Below are 17,700 nucleotides of genomic sequence, written 5' to 3'. Positions count from 1 at the left end.
GAAACGTGGACAACCTGATTGCGCTGCTGATCGCGGCGCCCCTGCTCGGAGCGGCCGTCCTGCTGGTCGGCGGCCGCCGGCTCGACGCCGTCGGCCACTGGATCGGCACGCTGCTCGCGGCGGTCTCCTTCGTGCTCGGCGTCGTCCTCTTCAGCGACCTGCTGAGCAGGAGCGCCGAAGACCGCACACTGACCCAGCACCTGTTCAGCTGGATCCCCGTCGAGGGCTTCCAGGCGGACGTGGCCTTCCGTCTCGACCAGCTGTCGATGACGTTCGTGCTGCTGATCACGGGCGTCGGCTCGCTGATCCACCTGTACTCGATCGGGTACATGGAGCACGACGAGCGGCGGCGCCGCTTCTTCGGTTACCTGAACCTGTTCCTCGCGGCGATGCTGCTGCTCGTCCTCGCCGACAACTACCTGCTGCTGTACGTCGGCTGGGAAGGCGTCGGCCTCGCGTCGTACCTGCTCATCGGCTTCTGGCAGCACAAGCCCAGCGCCGCCACCGCCGCGAAGAAGGCGTTCCTGGTCAACCGGGTCGGCGACATGGGCCTGTCCATCGCCATCATGCTGATGTTCACCACCTTCGGGACCTTCGCCTTCGGCCCGCTGCTGGGGACGGAGGGCGAGCCCGGCATCGCCGGGGACGCGACGGAGGGCAAGCTCACCGCCATCGCCCTGATGCTGTTGCTCGCCGCCTGCGGCAAGTCCGCCCAGGTGCCGCTGCAGTCCTGGCTCGGGGACGCGATGGAGGGCCCGACCCCCGTCTCGGCCCTCATCCACGCGGCGACCATGGTGACCGCGGGCGTCTATCTGATCGTCCGATCGGCCGCTGTCTTCAACGGCGCGCCCGACGCACAGCTCGTCGTCACCGTCGTCGGCGCCGTCACGCTCCTGTTCGGTGCGATCGTCGGTTGCGCGAAGGACGACATCAAGAAGGCGCTGGCCGGCTCGACCATGTCGCAGATCGGCTACATGGTGCTGGCCGCGGGCCTCGGTCCCATCGGCTACGTCTTCGCGATCATGCACCTGGTGACGCACGGCTTCTTCAAGGCCGGGCTCTTCCTCGGGGCAGGCTCGGTCATGCACGGCATGAACGACGAGGTCGACATGCGCAAGTACGGCGGCCTGCGCACGTACATGCCGGTCACCTTCGTCACCTTCGGTCTCGGTTACCTCGCGATCATCGGTTTCCCCGGGCTGTCCGGGTTCTTCTCCAAGGACAAGATCATCGAGGCGGCGTTCGCCAAGGGCGGCACCGAGGGCTGGATCCTCGGCGGATGCGCCCTGCTCGGCGCGGCCATCACCGCGTACTACATGACACGCGTGATGCTGATGACGTTCTTCGGCGAGAAGCGCTGGCAGCCCGACGCGGACGGCCACGAGCCGCACCCGCACGAGTCCCCGAAGTCCATGACGATCCCCATGATCGTGCTGGCGTTCGGATCGGTGTTCGCCGGCGGGTTCTTCAGCATCGGCGACCGCTTCCTGCACTGGCTGGAGCCCGTCACGGGCCACTCCCACGGCGACTCGCCGGTCAGCGCCCTCACCGTCACCCTCACCACGATGGTGGTGCTGGTGATCGGCGTGGCGATCGCCTACGCCCAGTACGGCCGCCGCCCCGTCCCGGTCGTCGCCCCGCGCGGGTCCCTGCTCACCCGGGCAGCCCGACGGGACCTGTTCCAGGACGACTTCAACCACGTCGTGCTGGTCCGTGGCGGCGAGCACCTCACACGCTCCCTGGTCTACGTCGATCACACCCTGGTCGACGGAGTCGTCAACGGCACGGCGGCCTCGGTCGGCGGCCTCTCCGGGCGACTGCGCCGACTGCAGAACGGCTTCGCGCGGTCGTACGCGGTCTCGATGTTCGGCGGTGCGGTGGTCCTCGTCGCCGCGACCCTGCTGATGAGGGCGGTCTGATACCGATGTCCTTTCCTCTGCTGACAGCGACGGCGGCGCTTCCGGCGATCGGGGCGGTGGCCACGGCCGCCGTGCCGGCCGCCCGGCGCAACGCCGCCAAAGCGCTGGCGCTGCTGTTCTCCGTCGCCACACTCGTCCTGGCGATCGTCGTCCTGGTCCGTTTCGACCCGGGCGGCGCCCGCTACCAGCTGACCGAATCCCACTCCTGGATCGCCGACTTCGGCGTCCGGTACGAACTCGGCGTGGACGGCATCGGGGTCGCGCTCGTCGCGCTGACCGCGCTGCTGATCCCGTTCATCATCCTCGCGGGCTGGCACGACGCCGACCCGCTGGAGACCGGCAGCAAGCGCTGGCGGCCCACGCAGGGCTTCTTCGCCCTGATCCTGGCCGTCGAGGCCATGGTGATCCTCTCCTTCGAGGCCACCGACGTCTTTCTCTTCTACATCTTCTTCGAAGCCATGCTCATCCCGATGTACTTCCTCATCGGCGGCTTCGGGGACCGTGCCCACGCGCACGGCGAGGAGACGGCGGCCACCCAGCGGTCGTACGCGGCGGTCAAGTTCCTCCTGTACAACCTGGTCGGCGGTCTGATCATGCTGGCCGCGGTGATCGGCCTCTACGTGGTCGCCGGGAACTTCTCGCTCACGGAGATCGCCGAGGCCCGTGCCAACGGCACGCTCGACATGGCGACGAACACCGAGCGCTGGCTGTTCCTCGGCTTCTTCTTCGCCTTCGCGGTGAAGGCCCCGCTGTGGCCACTGCACACCTGGCTGCCCAACGCCATGGGGGAGGCCACCGCTCCCGTCGCGGTACTGATCACGGCAGTGGTCGACAAGGTGGGCACCTTCGCGATGCTCCGCTTCTGCCTCCAGCTCTTCCCGGAGGCCAGCAAGTGGGCGACACCCGTGATCCTGGTCCTGGCGCTGATCAGCATCATCTACGGGGCGCTGCTCGCCGTCGGCCAGCGCGACATCAAGCGGCTGGTGGCGTACGCGTCGATCTCGCACTTCGGGTTCATCATCCTGGGCATCTTCGCGATGACCAGCCAGGGCCAGTCGGGTGCGACGCTCTACATGGTCAACCACGGCATCTCGACGGCGGCCCTGCTGCTGGTCGCCGGATTCCTGATCTCGCGGCGCGGTTCACGGCTCATCGCCGACTACGGCGGTGTGCAGAAGGTCGCTCCGGTGCTGGCCGGCACGTTCCTGATCGGCGGTCTGGCGACGCTGTCGCTGCCGGGGCTCGCGCCCTTCGTGAGCGAGTTCCTCGTGCTGGTGGGCACGTTCGCGCGCTACCCGGTCGTCGGCATCATCGCCACCTTCGGCATCGTCCTCGCCGCGCTCTACACGCTGGTCCTCTACCAGCGGACGATGACGGGGCCCGTCAAGCCCGAAGTCTCCGCGATGCCGGACCTGCGCGCGCGTGAACTCGTCGTCGTCGCCCCGCTGATCGTGCTGCTGATCTTCCTGGGCGTCTACCCCAAGCCCGTCACGGACATCGTGAACCCGGCGGTCAAGCAGACCTTGTCCGACGTACACAAGAAGGACCCCCGGCCCGAGGTGGAGGCGGCCAAGTGAGCGCATCAGCCGTCCACAGCCTGTGGACAACGGCGGCAGCCGCGACCGAACCGATCTCGAAGATCGACACGCCGAAGATCGAGTACGGGCAACTGTCGCCCACCTTGATCGTCGTGGGCGCTGCGATCATCGGGGTGCTGGTCGAGGCGTTCGTGCCGCGCAAGCACCGCTACTACGCCCAGCTGATCCTGACCGTCGCCGCGCTGGTCTCCGCCTTCGTCGCGGTGATCTGGCTGGCGGAGGACGGGTACGGCACCACGAAGGCGCGCATCGCCGCCATGGGCGCGATCGCGGTCGACGGACCCGCCCTCTTCCTGCAGGGCACGATTCTGCTGGCCGCCCTGGTCGGCGCGTTCACCTTCGCCGAACGGCGGCTCGACCCCGAGGCGCACGGCAACCGGGTCGACTCCTTCGCCGCCCAGGCGGCCTCCGTCCCCGGAAGCGACAGCGAGAAGGCCGCCGTCAAGGCGGGTTTCACGACCACCGAGGTCTTCCCGCTGCTGCTGTTCGCGGTCGCCGGCATGCTGGTCTTCCCGTCGGCCAACGACCTGCTGACGCTCTTCATCGCCCTGGAAGTCTTCTCGCTGCCGCTGTACCTCCTGTGCGCGGTGGCCCGCCGCAAGCGGCTCATGTCGCAGGAGGCCGCGGTCAAGTACTTCCTCCTCGGGGCGTTCGCCTCCGCCTTCACCCTCTTCGGCATCGCGCTGCTGTACGGCTACGCGGGATCGGTGTCGTACGCGACGATCGCGCAGGTCGTCGACGGAACGGTGCAGAACGTGAACCCGGCGCTCGCCGACACCATGGGCAACGACGCGCTGCTGCTCATCGGTGCCGCGATGATCGTCATGGGCCTGCTGTTCAAGGTCGGCGCGGTGCCCTTCCACATGTGGACGCCCGACGTCTACCAGGGTGCGCCGACCCCCGTCACCGGCTTCATGGCCGCGGCGACCAAGGTGGCCGCGTTCGGCGCGCTGCTCCGCCTGCTGTACGTCGTCCTGCCCGGGTTGCGCTGGGACTGGCGGCCGGTGATGTGGGGCGTCGCGATCGTCACCATGCTGGGCGGCGCGATCGTCGCGATCACGCAGACCGACATCAAGCGGCTGCTGGCGTACTCGTCGATCGCGCACGCCGGATTCATCCTCGCCGGCGTCATCGCGACCACCCCGGACGGCGTCTCGTCCGTCCTGTTCTATCTGGCCGCGTACTCGTTCGTGACGATCGGCGCGTTCGCCGTGGTCACCCTCGTGCGCGACGCCGGCGGCGAGGCGACACACCTGTCCAAGTGGGCGGGGCTCGGCCGGCGGTCGCCGCTGGTGGCGGCCGTGTTCGCGGTGTTCCTGCTGGCCTTCGCCGGTATCCCGCTGACCTCCGGGTTCGCCGGTAAGTTCGCCGTGTTCAAGGCGGCGGCGGAGGGCGGCGCGGCACCGTTGGTCGTGGTCGGCGTGATCTCGTCCGCGATCGCCGCCTTCTTCTACATCCGGGTGATCGTGCTGATGTTCTTCAGCGAGCCGCGGCCCGAGGGCCCGACCGTCGCCGTCCCGTCACCGCTGACGATGACGGCGATCGCCGTGGGCGTGGCGGTCACGCTCGTGCTCGGCGTCGCGCCGCAGTACTTCCTGGACCTGGCGAACCAGGCCGGAGTGTTCGTGCGCTGAGCCGGCGACGAGGCGCGTCGGCCGGCGCTCGCCGGCGTTGTGGGCCCGGTTCCCCGAGGGGAGCCGGGCCGGTCGTCGTCGCACGGGGAGCGAGCGGCGCCGCCCTCCAACGGGGTCATCACGCAGAGTCACCGGATCGGGTCTGTGGATAACTCCGGCGGTGTCGGTGCGGACCCCTATCGTGGAGGCAGTGGTGGAAGGGCGACGTACGGGGGACCGGACGATGGGCGCGACGGGCGGGATCAGCGAGATGACAGGGATCACCGGGACACCGGAGCGGACCGACAGCGAGGCGTTGGCCACGCTGCACCGGGTCTTCGGATACGAGGCCTTCCGCGGCGCGCAGGAAGAGGTCATCGAGCACGTGGTGGCCGGCGGGGACGCGGTGGTCCTCATGCCGACCGGTGGCGGCAAGTCGCTCTGCTACCAGATTCCCGCCCTGGTCAGACCGGGCACGGGAATCGTCGTCTCTCCGCTGATCGCGCTGATGCAGGACCAGGTGGACGCGCTGCGGGCACTCGGTGTGAACGCCGGGTTCATGAACTCCACCCAGGACTTCGACGAGCGGCGCGTGGTCGAGGCCGAGTTCCTGGCCGGTGAGCTGGATCTGCTGTACCTGGCGCCGGAGCGACTGCGCCTGGATTCCACCCGGGAGCTTCTGTCGCGCGGCAAGATCGCGGTGTTCGCGATCGACGAGGCTCACTGTGTGTCCCAGTGGGGCCACGACTTCCGCCCCGACTACCTCACCCTCGCCGTGCTCGGCGAGCGCTGGCCCGACGTTCCGCGGGTCGCCCTCACGGCTACGGCGACCCGCGCCACCCACGACGAGATCACCCAGCGGCTCGACATGCCGTCCGCCCGGCACTTCGTGGCGAGCTTCGACCGGCCCAACATCCAGTACCGGATCGTGCCGAAGGCCGACCCCAGGAAGCAGCTGCTGAGCTTCCTGCGCGAGGAACACCCCGGCGACGCGGGCATCGTGTACTGCCTCTCGCGCAACTCCGTGGAGAAGACGGCCGAGTTCCTCTCCCGCAACGGCGTCGAGGCGGTCCCCTACCACGCGGGCCTCGACGCGGGCACGCGCGCGGCCCACCAGGCCCGGTTCCTGCGCGAGGACGGCCTGGTGGTCTGCGCGACCATCGCCTTCGGCATGGGCATCGACAAGCCGGACGTGCGGTTCGTCGCCCACCTCGACCTGCCGAAGTCGATCGAGGGCTACTACCAGGAGACCGGTCGCGGCGGTCGTGACGGGCTGCCGTCCACGGCGTGGATGGCCTACGGCCTCAACGACGTCATACAGCAGCGCAAACTCATCCAGTCCGGCGAGGGCGACGAGGCCTTCCGGCGGCGGGCCGGCGCCCACCTGGACTCGATGCTGGCCCTGTGCGAGACCGCGCAGTGCCGCCGTGGACAACTCCTCGCCTACTTCGGCCAGGAACCGGACGCGGCGGGCTGCGGAAACTGCGACACCTGCCTCACCCCGCCGCAGACGTGGGACGGCACGGTCGCGGCCCAGAAGGTCCTGTCCACGGTGGTGCGGTTGCAGCGTGAGCGCGGGCAGAAGTTCGGCGCCGTGCAGATCGTCGACATCCTGATGGGCAAGCGCACGGCCAAGGTGATCCAGTTCGACCACGACCAGCTGTCCGTGTTCGGTATCGGCGAGGATCTCACCGAGGGCGAATGGCGAGGGGTCGTCCGTCAGCTGCTGGCGCAGGGGCTGCTGGCGGTCGAGGGCGAGTACGGCACCCTCGTGCTGACGGAGGCCAGCGGGGCGGTGCTGCGCCGCGAGCGGGACGTACCGCTGCGCAAGGAGCCGAAGAGGCCGGCCACGTCGGCCAAGGCGTCGGGTGGTTCCTCGTCCGGCCGCAAGGGGGCCAAGGCCGCCGCGGCCGAACTGCCAGAGGAACTGCTGCCCGCCTTCGAGGCGCTGCGCGCCTGGCGCGCAGAACAGGCCCGTGAGCAGGGCGTTCCGGCGTACGTCATCTTCCACGACGCCACGCTTCGGGAGATCGCCACGGTGTGGCCGACGTCGGTGCGTCAACTCGGTGGGATCAGCGGGGTCGGCGAGAAGAAGCTGGTGACGTACGGAGAGGGCGTGGTCGCGGTCCTGGCCTCATTGGGCGGGCCCCCGCAGGGTGCTGCCGCAGTCGCTGCCGCTGCGGGTGCGGGTACGGCCGGGGGCTCGGCTGCCGATGCCGACACCGCCGCCGCTGCGAACGCCGGCACGGAGCCGGGCATCTCGGACCTGTGGCCCGATGCCGACGAAGAGCCCGCGCCCGAGGACTGGATATAGCGAGCCGCTCCCCCGATCCGTTGATCCGTCCCGGGGTCCCGATGTCGTGTCCCGGGCCCAGTCCCAGGCCCAGTCCCGGGCCCAGGCCCCGGGCCGGAGCCCGCAGCCGAGGCCGAGTCCGAAGTCGAGCCGGAGCCGATGTCGGAGGCGAGCCGAGACTGGAGGCGGGGTGGTTCTCGTGCCGCGTGGTCCTCGGTGTGCCCGGCCCGTGGTCGCCGGTCCGGGCACGTTCGTCATAGGGCGCGGCCCGCGTAGGCCCTGACGTCGGCGTCCGGGTCGGTCGTCGCCGTGGCGAGGGCGGCTCGGGCGGCCTCCGAGGCACGGAGGCGGGTCAGGGCCAGGACGGCGGCCTTGCGGACGTCCGCGTTGGGATCGGCCAGGGCCTTGGCGAGGACGGGTACGGCCGTCTCGGGGTGGGCCACGGCCAGAGCGGTGGCAGAGCCGGCACGGACCTGCCAGGCCGGGTCCGTCAGGGCCTCCACTGCTCGGGCGGCGGAGCGTACCGCTGCTGCCGGGTCGTGCAGCGCTTCGGCCAGCGCGGGGCCGGTGCCCGAAGGCAGGGTCTCGGTGAGGACGGCCACCGCTTCGCGGCGGACGGCGGGCGCCGGGTCGGACAAGTAGGGCAGCAGAGCTCCGAGTTCGGGCTCCTGTTCGGCGAGGGCGACGAGTTCGAGCAGACGGGACGACGACCCGGGAGCGGAGGCGTGGTCGGGGGCGGGCTCGGGCACGGCGGCCTCCGAGACGTCCGTCTCCGCCGCGAGGGCCTCGTTGCCGGAATGTTGCGCCATCTGTGGCAACGTCAGACATGGGCTTGACCTGGGGAAACGAGTGTCCGTCGAGGCAGATCCGCCAGTTCGGGGCGAGATCCGCCGGTTCAGGACAGCGCGGTCAGCCCCGGGGCGAAGGTGATCAGCAGCGGCAGCAGCGGGACCAGCGTCGCCACGGTCGTCGTCAGCGCCCGGTGTCTGCGCAGCAGGCGCGGGGGCGGCTCGAGGAGGCGGTCGACGCGCTCGCCCAGGAGGCGATGACTCGAGGCGCAGGACAGGACGCCGCGGTGCTGGTTCAGCTCGATCAGGGCCAGCGCCGTGGTCAGGTGCCCACAGCGGCGTGACGCCGTGTCGTCGGCGGCGAGTTCGACCAGGCGGTGCGTCTGGTCGCAGAAGTGCGAGAAGAGCGGAATGCGGGGGAAGCCGGTGGCAAGGGCGGTGGACAGGTGGAGCAGCCAGTCGTGGTGGGCGCGGGCATGGCCGCGCTCATGGGTGAGGACGGCGTCCAGCTGGTGGGGGGTGAGTCGGTGCAGGGCGCCGGTGGTCACGATCAACTGGGGTGGGTTGCCGGGCATCCACCAGGCGTCCGGGTACTCGTCCTCCAGCACGAGCAGCGGGCCCCGGGCGGGCGGCAGGCCCGCGGGCAGGTCGGGGGCGCGCTCTCGCAGGTGGGCCCGCGCCCGGTCACGGCGTCGGCGCGCCTCGACGAGTTCGCGGGCGAGCATGGCGGTGGTCCAGGCGGCCCCGCAGGCCAACAGCAGCGTCAGGGCCGTCGCCCACGGCGGGGCGGCGGTGAGGTCGTACGCCTCCGTGACCGCCGCCGGCGCAGGCGCGAAGACCCGCGAGCGGACGGTGTGGAACACGGCTGCGGCGCCCAGCACCAGGGCCGTCAGGCAGCACAGCAGGACGGTGGCGACCAGGCACTGCCAGACCCACAGCCCCACCACCGGCTCCCGCTCGGGCCAGGCGGAGCGGGTCAGCGCACGCGGGGCCGGCACCGCGGCGGTCAGGCCGACGATGCTCAGCAGGAGCAGGCAGACGGTCATGCCGGTGGCTCCGGATCCTGGTCGGGAAGGGGGCGCGCGCCACGGGGGCGCGAAGTGCGTACCGCAGGCGCGGACACGTGCGGCCTGCCACGGGCGGCGGGCTCGGCACGAAGACCGCGCCCGCCGCCAGTATGACGGCGGTTCCCCCGGGAGTCAGCCCGAGTCGACGCCCGGATTCGGCCCGATCCACCCTGTCCGGGCGCGGGCTCCGAAGCCGGCCCGCCCACCGGACATCACCCCGCCCGTCATCCTCCCGCTCGTCAGCGCGCCGCCTGTCACCGTCCCGCCCGTCATCGAGCTCGTGGTCCGGGGCGAGAGCGTGGGCGGGGACTCACCCGGCGACCACCCGACCGCTGACCTCGCCCAGGCCCACCCGCAGCCCGTCGGGGCCGGGAGCCCATGCCGACAGGGTCACCACGTCGCCGTCCTCCAGGAACGCCCTCTTGCCGTCGGGGAGTTCCAGCGGGTCACGGCCGTTCCAGGTGAGCTCCAGGAGGGAGCCGAGCTGGTCCGGGTTCGGTCCGCTCACGGTGCCCGAGCCGTACAGGTCGCCGGTGCGCAAGGAGGCCCCGTTGACCGTGAGGTGGGCCAGTTGCTGCGCGGCCGTCCAGTACATGGCGGAGAAGGGCGGCTCGGAGACGACGTGACCGTTGACCGCGACGGAGATGCGCAGGTCGTAGCCGGCGGGTTCGGCGTCGGAGTCGTCCAGGTAGGGCAGGAGGGGGTGGGTCCGCTCCGGGGGCGTCGTCCGCGCCTCGTCCAGAGCTTCCAGCGGAGTGACCCACGCAGACACCGATGTGGCGAACGACTTGCCGAGGAACGGGCCGAGGGGCACGTACTCCCAGGCCTGGATGTCACGGGCGGACCAGTCGTTGAGCAGGCACAGCCCGAAGACGTGCTCGCGGTAGTCGGCCAGCGCGACCGGACTGCCCTGCTTCGACGGCACGCCGACCACGAAGCCGACCTCGGCCTCGATGTCGAGTCGCCCCGACGGGCCGAAGACGGGGGCGGGATCGGAAGGCGCCTTGCGCTGGCCCGAGGGACGCACCACGTCCGTTCCGGAGACCACGACCGTGCCGGCACGCCCGTGGTAACCGATCGGCAGGTGCTTCCAGTTGGCGAGGAGCGTGTCGCCGGCGTCCGGGCGGAAGATCGCGCCGGCGTTTCGCGCGTGGTGTTCGGAGGAGTAGAAGTCGACGTAGTCGGCGACCTCGAAGGGGAGGTGCAGGGACACCGCGGACAGGGGATGCAGGAGCGGTTCGACGGTGGGGCGGTGAGCGGGGTCGGTGAGCCACTCCGTGAGCGCGTGCCGCACCTGCGACCAGACGGCACGGCCCGCCGCGAGCAGCGGGTTCAGGTTCGGCGCCGACAGCAGCTCCGCGTGGGGCGAGCCGAGCGCGCGGGCTGCCGCGCCCGCGTCCAGCACGTGCTCACCGAACCGGACGCCGACGGTCCGCCCGGTGGAGCCCGAGAGGGAGAACACGCCGTACGGGAGGTTGTGCGGGCCGAAGGGATCGCCCTCGGGAAGGTCGAAGGGGGGCATCGGTTACTGCCTCTCTTTCCTGCACTCTCTGGTGCTCGCCATGTCGTGGTCACCGGACGCCGGGCGGATGTCGCGCGGGTGCGGCGAGCCGGGCCACACGTTACGGCTGACCTGGCGAAAGCGACATGGGGGACAGGCCGGCGGGGCGTTTCGGCCCACGCTGCGACGTCCGGCCGCCTGCCTCCGGATGGTTCACGGTCCGGCCCGCGATCTCGAACCGGTGCGGAGTCCTCTGGCCGACCGCTCCCCGGCGAGGCGTCAGAAAACCGCTTCATTGAGCCAGTCCCGGGACGCGTCAAGGCCAGTCACGCAAAGGGAGTTGGCAGAACAGGGCAGGACCTGGACGTGGTCCGCTTCCCGTCGAACCCGAGGGGTACGGGATCCGTATTCTCTGATCATGGCCGCACCCACCGCATATGCCGCGCGCACCGCGTACTCCCTGATCGCCACAGACCTGGACGGAACGCTGCTCCGCGGCGACGACACCTTCTCCGACCGGTCGCTCGACGCGCTCGCGCGGGTGGCCGCCGCCGGCGCACGCCACCTGGTGGTGACGGGACGGCCCGCACCCCGGGTGCGGCCGCTCCTCGAACGCCTGCACAGCAGGGGACTCGCGGTGTGCGGACAGGGTGCGCAGCTGTACGACGCCGGAGCGGACCGGCTGCTGTGGTCGGTCACTCTGGACCGGGAGCTGGCGGAGACCGCGCTCGGCAAGATCGAAGCGGAGGTCGGGCAGTTGTACGCGGCGGTCGACCAGGACGGTGTCGACGGGCTCACGCTCATCGAGCCGGGCTACCGGATGCCCCACCCGACGCTGCCGGCGCTGCGGGTCGGCAGTCGCGACGACCTTTGGTGCGAGCCGATCAGCAAGGTGCTGCTGCGTCATCCCACCCTGTCCGACGACGAGTTGGCGGCGACGGCCCGCTCGGTGGTGGGCTCGCTCGCGACGGTCACCATGTCGGGTCCCGGCACGGTCGAACTGCAGCCCTGCGGGATCACCAAGGCGACGGGCCTGGCGCTGGCCGCGGAACACCTCGGGCTGCGGCCCGAGGACACCGTCGCCTTCGGGGACATGCCCAACGACATCCCGATGTTCGACTGGGCGGCGCGCGGTGTCGCCATGGCCAACGCCCATCCCGAACTCAGGGCAGTGGCCGACGAGGTGACGACGTCGAACGAGGACGACGGCGTGGCCGTCGTCCTCGAAAGACTGTTTCCGTGAGCCGTGAGCCGTGAGCCGTGAGCCGTGAGCCGTGAGCCGTGAGCCGTGAGCCGTGAGCCGTGAGCCGTGAGCCGGTGACCGCGTGAGCCGGTGGCCGGCGACCGTCACTCAGCCAGCCAGCCAGCCAGCCAGCCAGCCAGCCAGCCATCCGACCGTCAGCCATCCGATGGTCAGCCGGCCGACCGTCAGCCGGCCAGCAGTCTGCCGGAAGGGCGTCAGTAGGCGCCGAAGACGTTGTCGATCGAGCCGTAACGCGAGGCCGCGTAGTTGCAGGCGGCGGTGATGTTCGCGACCGGGTCGTAGGAGTCCCAGGAGGTGCCCTCGACGTGGTACGCGCGGAAGGTCGGGTCGATGACCTGCAGCAGGCCCTTGGACGGGATGCCCGCGGCGGCGTTGGAGTCCCAGAGGTTGATGGCGTAGGGGTTGCCCGAGGACTCGCGGATGACGTTGCGGTAGATGCCGTTGTACGTCCCCGGAATGCCGTGCTGCGACATGACCTGCAGGGAGGCGCGGATCCAGCCGTCGAGGTTGTCGGAGTAGCCGAGGCTGCTCGCGGTGGCGACGGTCGGTGCGGTGGCCGCGGAGGCGGTGGTGGCACCGATGAGCGGGAGCGCCAGTACGGCGACTCCGGTGCCGGCGACGGCGAGCTTGCGGGCGAGGCGGGAGGTGCGGGTGGAGCGCTGAGCGGCAGCGGACATGACGAGTTTTCCTCTCCGTCGCCTGCGAGGTGAGCTGTCGGGTTCGGGCGGGAGCTGCCCGGTCGCGTCCTGACGGTCGTGACTTCACCCCAAGCCATAGCGGATTGCCCGAAAAGATCTGGATGTCCAGAACGTCAGGGCAATTCGCTGCGGCGACCTACCTGGTTCCCCCGCTCCTGCCATGCGTTTCTCGGTGGGTGTTACGGGCGGCGGCAGGATTAGGCGTCCGCCCGACAGGCCGGGAACGTATGCGAGAGCACATGTCCGGAACAAGTGCCGGATTCACAGATGATCCCTATTGACCTTGGTCTGTGCCGTATGGGGTGCTTGATCCTTTGTGGGTGCAAAGCGTCAACTCGCTTGGCTGGGCGGTGGATCCAGGGATGGTGGATCATGACCGTTATGTCGGTGCCAGTGAGCCATGTCACGAGGAATCACGAGAGCGACTAATCGGGCATTAGCCTCAACTCGCTTGTTATGGAACATGGGAGAGGCGGATGGCTCTCTGTCGTACCCCCTGCGCTTCCCGTCGTGCTCCCCGTCGTGATCTCTGCACCCCTGCACCCCTGCACCCCTGCACCCCTGCGCCGCTGCGCCGCTGCGCCGCTGCCCACCTGCCCTGGCCCGCGTATCCCTGCCCCTGCTCGCGTGGCTGTGTGCCAGTGGTCCGCAGCCGTGCTTCCTGCCGTGCGCCCGTTGCGCCGGGATGGCTCCCGTGCGGCATGCGCGTGTCGTTCCGGCAGGGGCGGGCGGAGCCCGGGGCGGGGCCTGGGGCCGGTCGAGGCGGGGCTGGGTTCGTCGCCGGTCCGAGGCGGAAGGCTCGGTCGGGCGTCGGCCTCGGCGTGGAACATGATTCGGTGCTCCGCGGCAACCCGATGAGCATCTCTTCGTATGGGCTGATCAGAAACATCGAGGACGCGATCGGATACGGTCTGGCCCGATGCGTGCGCCTCGCGGGCGAGTGCATTCGCCCCCGGGGGACGTGGGGGCTATCAGTGATCGAAACGTGACCGGATACGCTGACTCGAGTGATGGCAGCGACCTATCGACATACCGCGTAATCGCCAGTAGACACCAGCAGACAGGAGACCCCTCGTGACCGTCGTCGGGCCGTTCGGGCTGAGCGTGCGGGACCAGGCTCTGGAAGCCGATGTCCAGGCCGGATTGGCGGCTGTCGAGGAAGGCTTGCTCGAGGCCACCAAGAGTGAGGTTCCGTTCATCACGGAGGCCGCCCAGCACCTGGTGCGGGCGGGCGGGAAGCGGTTCCGTCCGCTGCTCGTGATGCTCGCGTCGCAGTTCGGGGACAGGCACGCGCCGGGCATCGTGCCGTCTGCCGTGGTGGTGGAGCTGACGCACCTGGCCACGCTGTACCACGACGACGTGATGGACGAGGCCGCCGTGCGACGCGGGGTTCCCAGCGCGAACGCCCGCTGGGGCAACTCGGTGGCCGTCCTCACCGGTGACTTCCTCTTCGCGCGCGCCTCGCACATCCTGGCCGACCTCGGTCCGGAGGCGGTGCGGGTGCAGGCGGAGGCGTTCGAGCGGCTGGTCACCGGCCAGATCCTGGAGACGGCGGGGCCCACGGACGGACGGGACCCGGTCGAGCACTACCTCGACGTGCTCGGCGGCAAGACCGGTTCGCTGGTCGCGGTGGCCTGCCGGTTCGGCGCCATGATGTCGGGCGCCGACGAGACGGTCGTCGACGTGCTGACGCAGTACGGCGAGCGGCTCGGCGTCGCCTTCCAGCTGGCGGACGACGTGCTGGACATCGCGTCCGACTCGCACGAGTCCGGCAAGACGCCCGGCACCGATCTCCGCGAGGGCGTGCCCACCCTGCCGGTGCTGCGGCTGCGGGAGCGGGCCGCGCGCCTGTCCCTGCCCGACGACGTCGCGCTGTGCGAGCTGCTGGACTCCGACCTGAGTGACGACGCCCGGCTCGCCGAGGCCATCGAGGCCCTCCGGGCCCACCCGGCGCTGGAGCAGGCCCGCCGGGACACCGTGCGGTACGCGAACGACGCGCGGGCCGCGCTGGCGCCGCTGCGTGAGTGCGATGCGAAGGCGGCGCTGATGGAGCTCTGCGACGCGGTGGTCCACAGGGCGGGCTGAACCCTCCCCGCGGGGCCCGATCACTGATCGCCGACCGGCCGAGCCGTCGGGTTACCGAACGATCCAGCCGTTGGTCTGCCGTGCCACCGAGCCGTCCGGCGGCCGCGCTGTCGCGCTGTCGTGCCACCCAGCCGTCCGGCTGCCGAGCCCGGGGTCGTCCGGCGGGCCCGTGTGCGGGTCGTGCCGTCCGGCCGACCGGGCCGTGTGCGGGTCGTGCCGTCCGTGCCGATGTCGAGCCGTCGCTACCCCTACGGGTCGGCGGCCGTCTTGGCACTCTCGTGTCATACCGCAGGTGTACGCGGAGTTGAGCCCTCGGGTTGACGCTTCCGAGGAGTCGATTTGGTCAGATGGGAACCACGGAAAACACCACTCCTCACCGATTCGGGTGAGAATGGCGGCTCGGGGTGGGACGTTCAGCGTGATGACCAGCCGCCGCCGACGACGGAGGTAAGGGACACATGGCACCGAAGGCATCCGACGACACCATGACCGGCGGGGAGGCCGACGACCTGCGCGTCGGACGGCGCAAGGCCGTGCGGTACGTCGTTCCGGTCACCGTGATCGGTGTCGCGGCCGCGACGATCGGACTGGTCCCGGCGCTCGCCGACTCCGGCGACCCCGACCTGCCGAAGATCACCGCACAGCAGCTCCTCGACAAGATCGCCGCTTCGGACGTGCAGCAGCTGTCCGGAACGGTGAAGATCACCACGGACCTCGGGCTGCCCGACCTCGGCGGTCTGGAGAGCGGCCTCCTCTCGGGGGTGGCCAAGGGCGACGACGGCTCGGCCGCCGATCCGTCCGCCAAGCTCACCGAACTCGCCTCAGGCACACACACGTTGCGCGTAGCCGCCGACGGTCCGGACCGGCAGAAGCTCTCGCTGCTGGAGAACGCCGCCGAATACAGCGTCATCCACAACGGCAAGAACGTGTGGGGGTACGACAGCGGCTCCAACGAGGTCTACCACTCCACCGTCGACGAGAGCACGGGGAAGAAGGCGGAGTCCCCCGTTCCCGCGACGCCCAAGGACCTCACCGATGACGCCCTGAAGGCGGTCGACGACACGACGTCCGTGACCGTCGACGGCACGGTCCAGGTAGCCGGCCGTGAGGCCTACAAACTGCTCGTGAAGCCCAAGCAGGCCGGGTCCACGGTGGGCGCGATCAGCGTGGCGGTGGACGCGAAGACGGGCCTGCCGCTGAAGTTCACGCTGACCCCGGCGAGCGGCGGCGCCGCCGTCGTGGATGCCGGCTTCACCCAGGTCACCTTCGCCAAGCCCGCAGCCTCAACCTTCGACTTCACCGCCCCCAAGGGCGCGAAGGTCACCGAGGGCGACGAGGCGGGCAAGGGCGAGAGGGCCGGCAAGGGCGACGAGGGAGGCAGGCCGGCGCCCGGGCACGGCGGCTCCGACGACTTCGCCGAGGCCTTCGGCGGCCAGGGCGGACCCGAGGGCCTCGACGTCATCGGCGAGGGCTGGACCTCGGTCGCCGTCTTCGGCACCGGCGGTGAGGGCGCTCCCTCGGCTGCGGAGGCCGGCGGCGACCTCGGCGGGTTCCTCGGCTCCTTCGGAGACAAGGTGAGCGGCAAGTTCGGCTCCGGGACCGTCTTCTCCACCCGCCTGATCAACGCCCTGATGACGGACGACGGCAAGGTCTACGTCGGTGCGGTCACCAAGGACGCCCTGGTGAAGGCAGCCGACGCGGGGAAGTGAGCGGCGCGGCCAAGGGCGGAGAGTGCGCCGCGCGGCAGGCGCAGCGCAGTCGGCTCCTTCGGGTGAGGGCGTCGCGGAGAGGAAGCCGGTGAGGGAGCCCATGGACGACGTCGACGCAGTCGCCCGCACCGACGACGCCGTCATCCGCACCCGCGCCCTCACCAAGCGCTACCGCGGCGGACAGCTCGCCGTGGACGGTCTCGACCTCACCGTCCCGGCGGGCAGCGTCTTCGGCTTCCTCGGGCCCAACGGCTCCGGCAAGACGACCACCATCCGCATGCTGATGGGGCTCATCGAACCCACGGCCGGCACGGCCCGCGTCCTGGGGCAACCCATGCCGCGGGCCGTCCGGGCCGTGCTGCCGCACGTCGGGGCCCTGATCGAGGGACCCGCCCTCTACGGCTTCCTCTCCGGCCGGGACAACCTGCTGCGGTACGACGCCGCCGATCCGACGGCCGACCCGCGCACCCGGCGTGCGCGGGTCGAGGCGACGCTGGACCGGGTGGGGCTGACGGCCGCCGCGGGCAAGAAGGCGAAGGCGTACTCCCTCGGCATGAAGCAGCGTCTCGGGCTCGCGGCGGCCCTGCTGCAGCCCCGCCGGCTGCTCGTCCTCGACGAGCCGACGAACGGGCTGGATCCGCAGGGCATGCGGGAGATCCGTTCGTTGATCCGGGAGTTGGCCTCGGAGGGCACGACCGTCTTCCTCTCCTCGCACCTGCTCGACGAGATCGAGCAGGTGTGCACCCACGCGGCGGTGATGGCGCAGGGCCGGCTGATCGTGCAGGGCCCGGTGGCGGACCTCGCGGCGGGGACCCGCGGCCGACTGGTCGTGACGACCCCGGATCCGGCGGACGCGGCCCGGGTGCTGAAGGAGCAGGGCGTGGCCGACGTCGTCGTCGGCGAGGGCCGGGTGAGCGCGGAGGCGCCGCCGCCGGACCGCGATCCGGCCGACCTGAACGAGGCACTGGTGACGGCGGGCGTCCGCGTCCGCGGCTTCGCCGTCGAACGGGCCTCCCTGGAGGACGCGTTCGTGGCACTCACGGGGGAGGGTTTCGATGTCGCGGGCTGAGACGGAACCGGTGGACGATGACCACCGTCCCCGATCCGGGGAGACCAACCCGTCGGGCGCGGAGCGGGCAACGAGCCGTTCCCCGTCCCGGAGCCG

11 protein-coding genes, 1 pseudogene and 1 riboswitch are annotated in these 17,700 nt (G+C 70.7%); of the genes and pseudogenes, 8 read left to right on the top strand and 4 right to left on the bottom strand.

Going from position 1 to position 17,700, the window contains the following annotated elements; all coding sequences use genetic code 11:
• Window positions 1-5 precede the first annotated feature (5 nt).
• The 4 genes from nuoL to recQ all read left to right on the top strand — a co-directional run bounded on the left by nuoL (window position 6) and on the right by recQ (window position 7,444).
• Entirely contained in the window at window positions 6-1,919 is a 1,914-nt protein-coding gene (gene nuoL / locus C6376_RS06210; RefSeq protein WP_107442495.1) for an NADH-quinone oxidoreductase subunit L, read from the top strand.
• Between the two features lie 5 nt (window positions 1,920-1,924).
• Window positions 1,925-3,496, top strand: coding sequence for an NADH-quinone oxidoreductase subunit M (locus tag C6376_RS06205; RefSeq protein WP_107442494.1), 1,572 nt, complete (start codon window positions 1,925-1,927; stop codon window positions 3,494-3,496).
• On the top strand, window positions 3,493-5,151 hold the full coding sequence (gene nuoN / locus C6376_RS06200) for an NADH-quinone oxidoreductase subunit NuoN (RefSeq protein ID WP_107442493.1): 1,659 nt from the start codon (window positions 3,493-3,495) through the stop codon (window positions 5,149-5,151). The genes C6376_RS06205 and nuoN overlap by 4 nt, the downstream gene beginning before the upstream one ends.
• A 250-nt stretch (window positions 5,152-5,401) precedes the next feature.
• Window positions 5,402-7,444, top strand: coding sequence for a DNA helicase RecQ (gene recQ, locus C6376_RS06195; protein WP_254075847.1), 2,043 nt, complete (start codon window positions 5,402-5,404; stop codon window positions 7,442-7,444).
• Between the two features lie 233 nt (window positions 7,445-7,677).
• On the opposite strand, the pseudogene C6376_RS06185 reads toward recQ, so the two are convergent.
• The 3 genes and pseudogenes from C6376_RS06185 to fahA all read right to left on the bottom strand — a co-directional run.
• Window positions 7,678-8,133, bottom strand: a pseudogene (locus C6376_RS06185) (HEAT repeat domain-containing protein); the annotation flags it as partial.
• Window positions 8,134-8,318: 185 nt separating this feature from the next.
• Entirely contained in the window at window positions 8,319-9,257 is a 939-nt protein-coding gene (locus C6376_RS06180; RefSeq protein WP_107442490.1) for a M56 family metallopeptidase, read from the bottom strand.
• Window positions 9,258-9,588: 331 nt separating this feature from the next.
• Complete coding sequence (gene fahA, locus C6376_RS06175) at window positions 9,589-10,800, bottom strand: fumarylacetoacetase (RefSeq protein WP_107442489.1); 1,212 nt, start codon at window positions 10,798-10,800, stop codon at window positions 9,589-9,591.
• A 397-nt stretch (window positions 10,801-11,197) separates the two neighbouring features.
• Here fahA and C6376_RS06170 point away from each other — a divergent pair, with 397 nt between their 5' ends.
• Window positions 11,198-12,022 carry an HAD family hydrolase gene (locus C6376_RS06170; RefSeq protein WP_107442488.1) on the top strand — a complete coding sequence of 275 codons (825 nt, stop codon included), beginning with the start codon at window positions 11,198-11,200 and terminating at the stop codon, window positions 12,020-12,022.
• A gap of 215 nt (window positions 12,023-12,237) precedes the next feature.
• Here C6376_RS06170 and C6376_RS06165 read toward each other — a convergent pair whose 3' ends face one another.
• Complete coding sequence (locus tag C6376_RS06165) at window positions 12,238-12,720, bottom strand: transglycosylase SLT domain-containing protein (protein ID WP_107442487.1); 483 nt, start codon at window positions 12,718-12,720, stop codon at window positions 12,238-12,240.
• A 4-nt stretch (window positions 12,721-12,724) separates the two neighbouring features.
• Window positions 12,725-12,945: riboswitch (cyclic di-AMP (ydaO/yuaA leader) on the bottom strand.
• Between the two features lie 870 nt (window positions 12,946-13,815).
• On the opposite strand from C6376_RS06165, the gene C6376_RS06160 reads away from it, so the two are divergent.
• The 3 genes from C6376_RS06160 to C6376_RS06150 all read left to right on the top strand — a co-directional run bounded on the left by C6376_RS06160 (window position 13,816) and on the right by C6376_RS06150 (window position 17,604).
• Window positions 13,816-14,826: a polyprenyl synthetase family protein gene (locus tag C6376_RS06160; RefSeq protein WP_107442486.1), complete on the top strand. Its 1,011-nt coding sequence runs from the start codon at window positions 13,816-13,818 to the stop codon at window positions 14,824-14,826.
• A 458-nt stretch (window positions 14,827-15,284) separates the two neighbouring features.
• A complete protein-coding gene (locus tag C6376_RS06155; RefSeq protein ID WP_107442485.1) occupies window positions 15,285-16,535 on the top strand; it encodes an outer membrane lipoprotein carrier protein LolA in 1,251 nt (416 codons plus the stop codon).
• Window positions 16,536-16,635: 100 nt separating this feature from the next.
• Window positions 16,636-17,604, top strand: a complete 969-nt coding sequence (locus C6376_RS06150; RefSeq protein ID WP_107442484.1) for an ABC transporter ATP-binding protein — start codon at window positions 16,636-16,638, stop codon at window positions 17,602-17,604.
• Window positions 17,605-17,700 lie beyond the last annotated feature (96 nt).

It is taken from the genome of Streptomyces sp. P3 (assembly GCF_003032475.1).
Lineage (GTDB): Bacteria > Actinomycetota > Actinomycetes > Streptomycetales > Streptomycetaceae > Streptomyces.
This window is presented reverse-complemented; position numbering and strand designations above follow the sequence as displayed.

Coding starts and splice junctions, on each gene's coding strand:
- C6376_RS06205 (WP_107442494.1), top strand. CDS start 1,925: ATGTCCTTTCCTCTGCTGACAGCGACGGCGGCGCTTCCGGCGATCGGG.
- recQ (WP_254075847.1), top strand. CDS start 5,402: ATGACAGGGATCACCGGGACACCGGAGCGGACCGACAGCGAGGCGTTG.
- C6376_RS06180 (WP_107442490.1), bottom strand. CDS start 9,257: ATGACCGTCTGCCTGCTCCTGCTGAGCATCGTCGGCCTGACCGCCGCG.
- fahA (WP_107442489.1), bottom strand. CDS start 10,800: ATGCCCCCCTTCGACCTTCCCGAGGGCGATCCCTTCGGCCCGCACAAC.
- C6376_RS06170 (WP_107442488.1), top strand. CDS start 11,198: ATGGCCGCACCCACCGCATATGCCGCGCGCACCGCGTACTCCCTGATC.
- C6376_RS06165 (WP_107442487.1), bottom strand. CDS start 12,720: ATGTCCGCTGCCGCTCAGCGCTCCACCCGCACCTCCCGCCTCGCCCGC.
- C6376_RS06155 (WP_107442485.1), top strand. CDS start 15,285: ATGGCACCGAAGGCATCCGACGACACCATGACCGGCGGGGAGGCCGAC.
- C6376_RS06150 (WP_107442484.1), top strand. CDS start 16,636: ATGGACGACGTCGACGCAGTCGCCCGCACCGACGACGCCGTCATCCGC.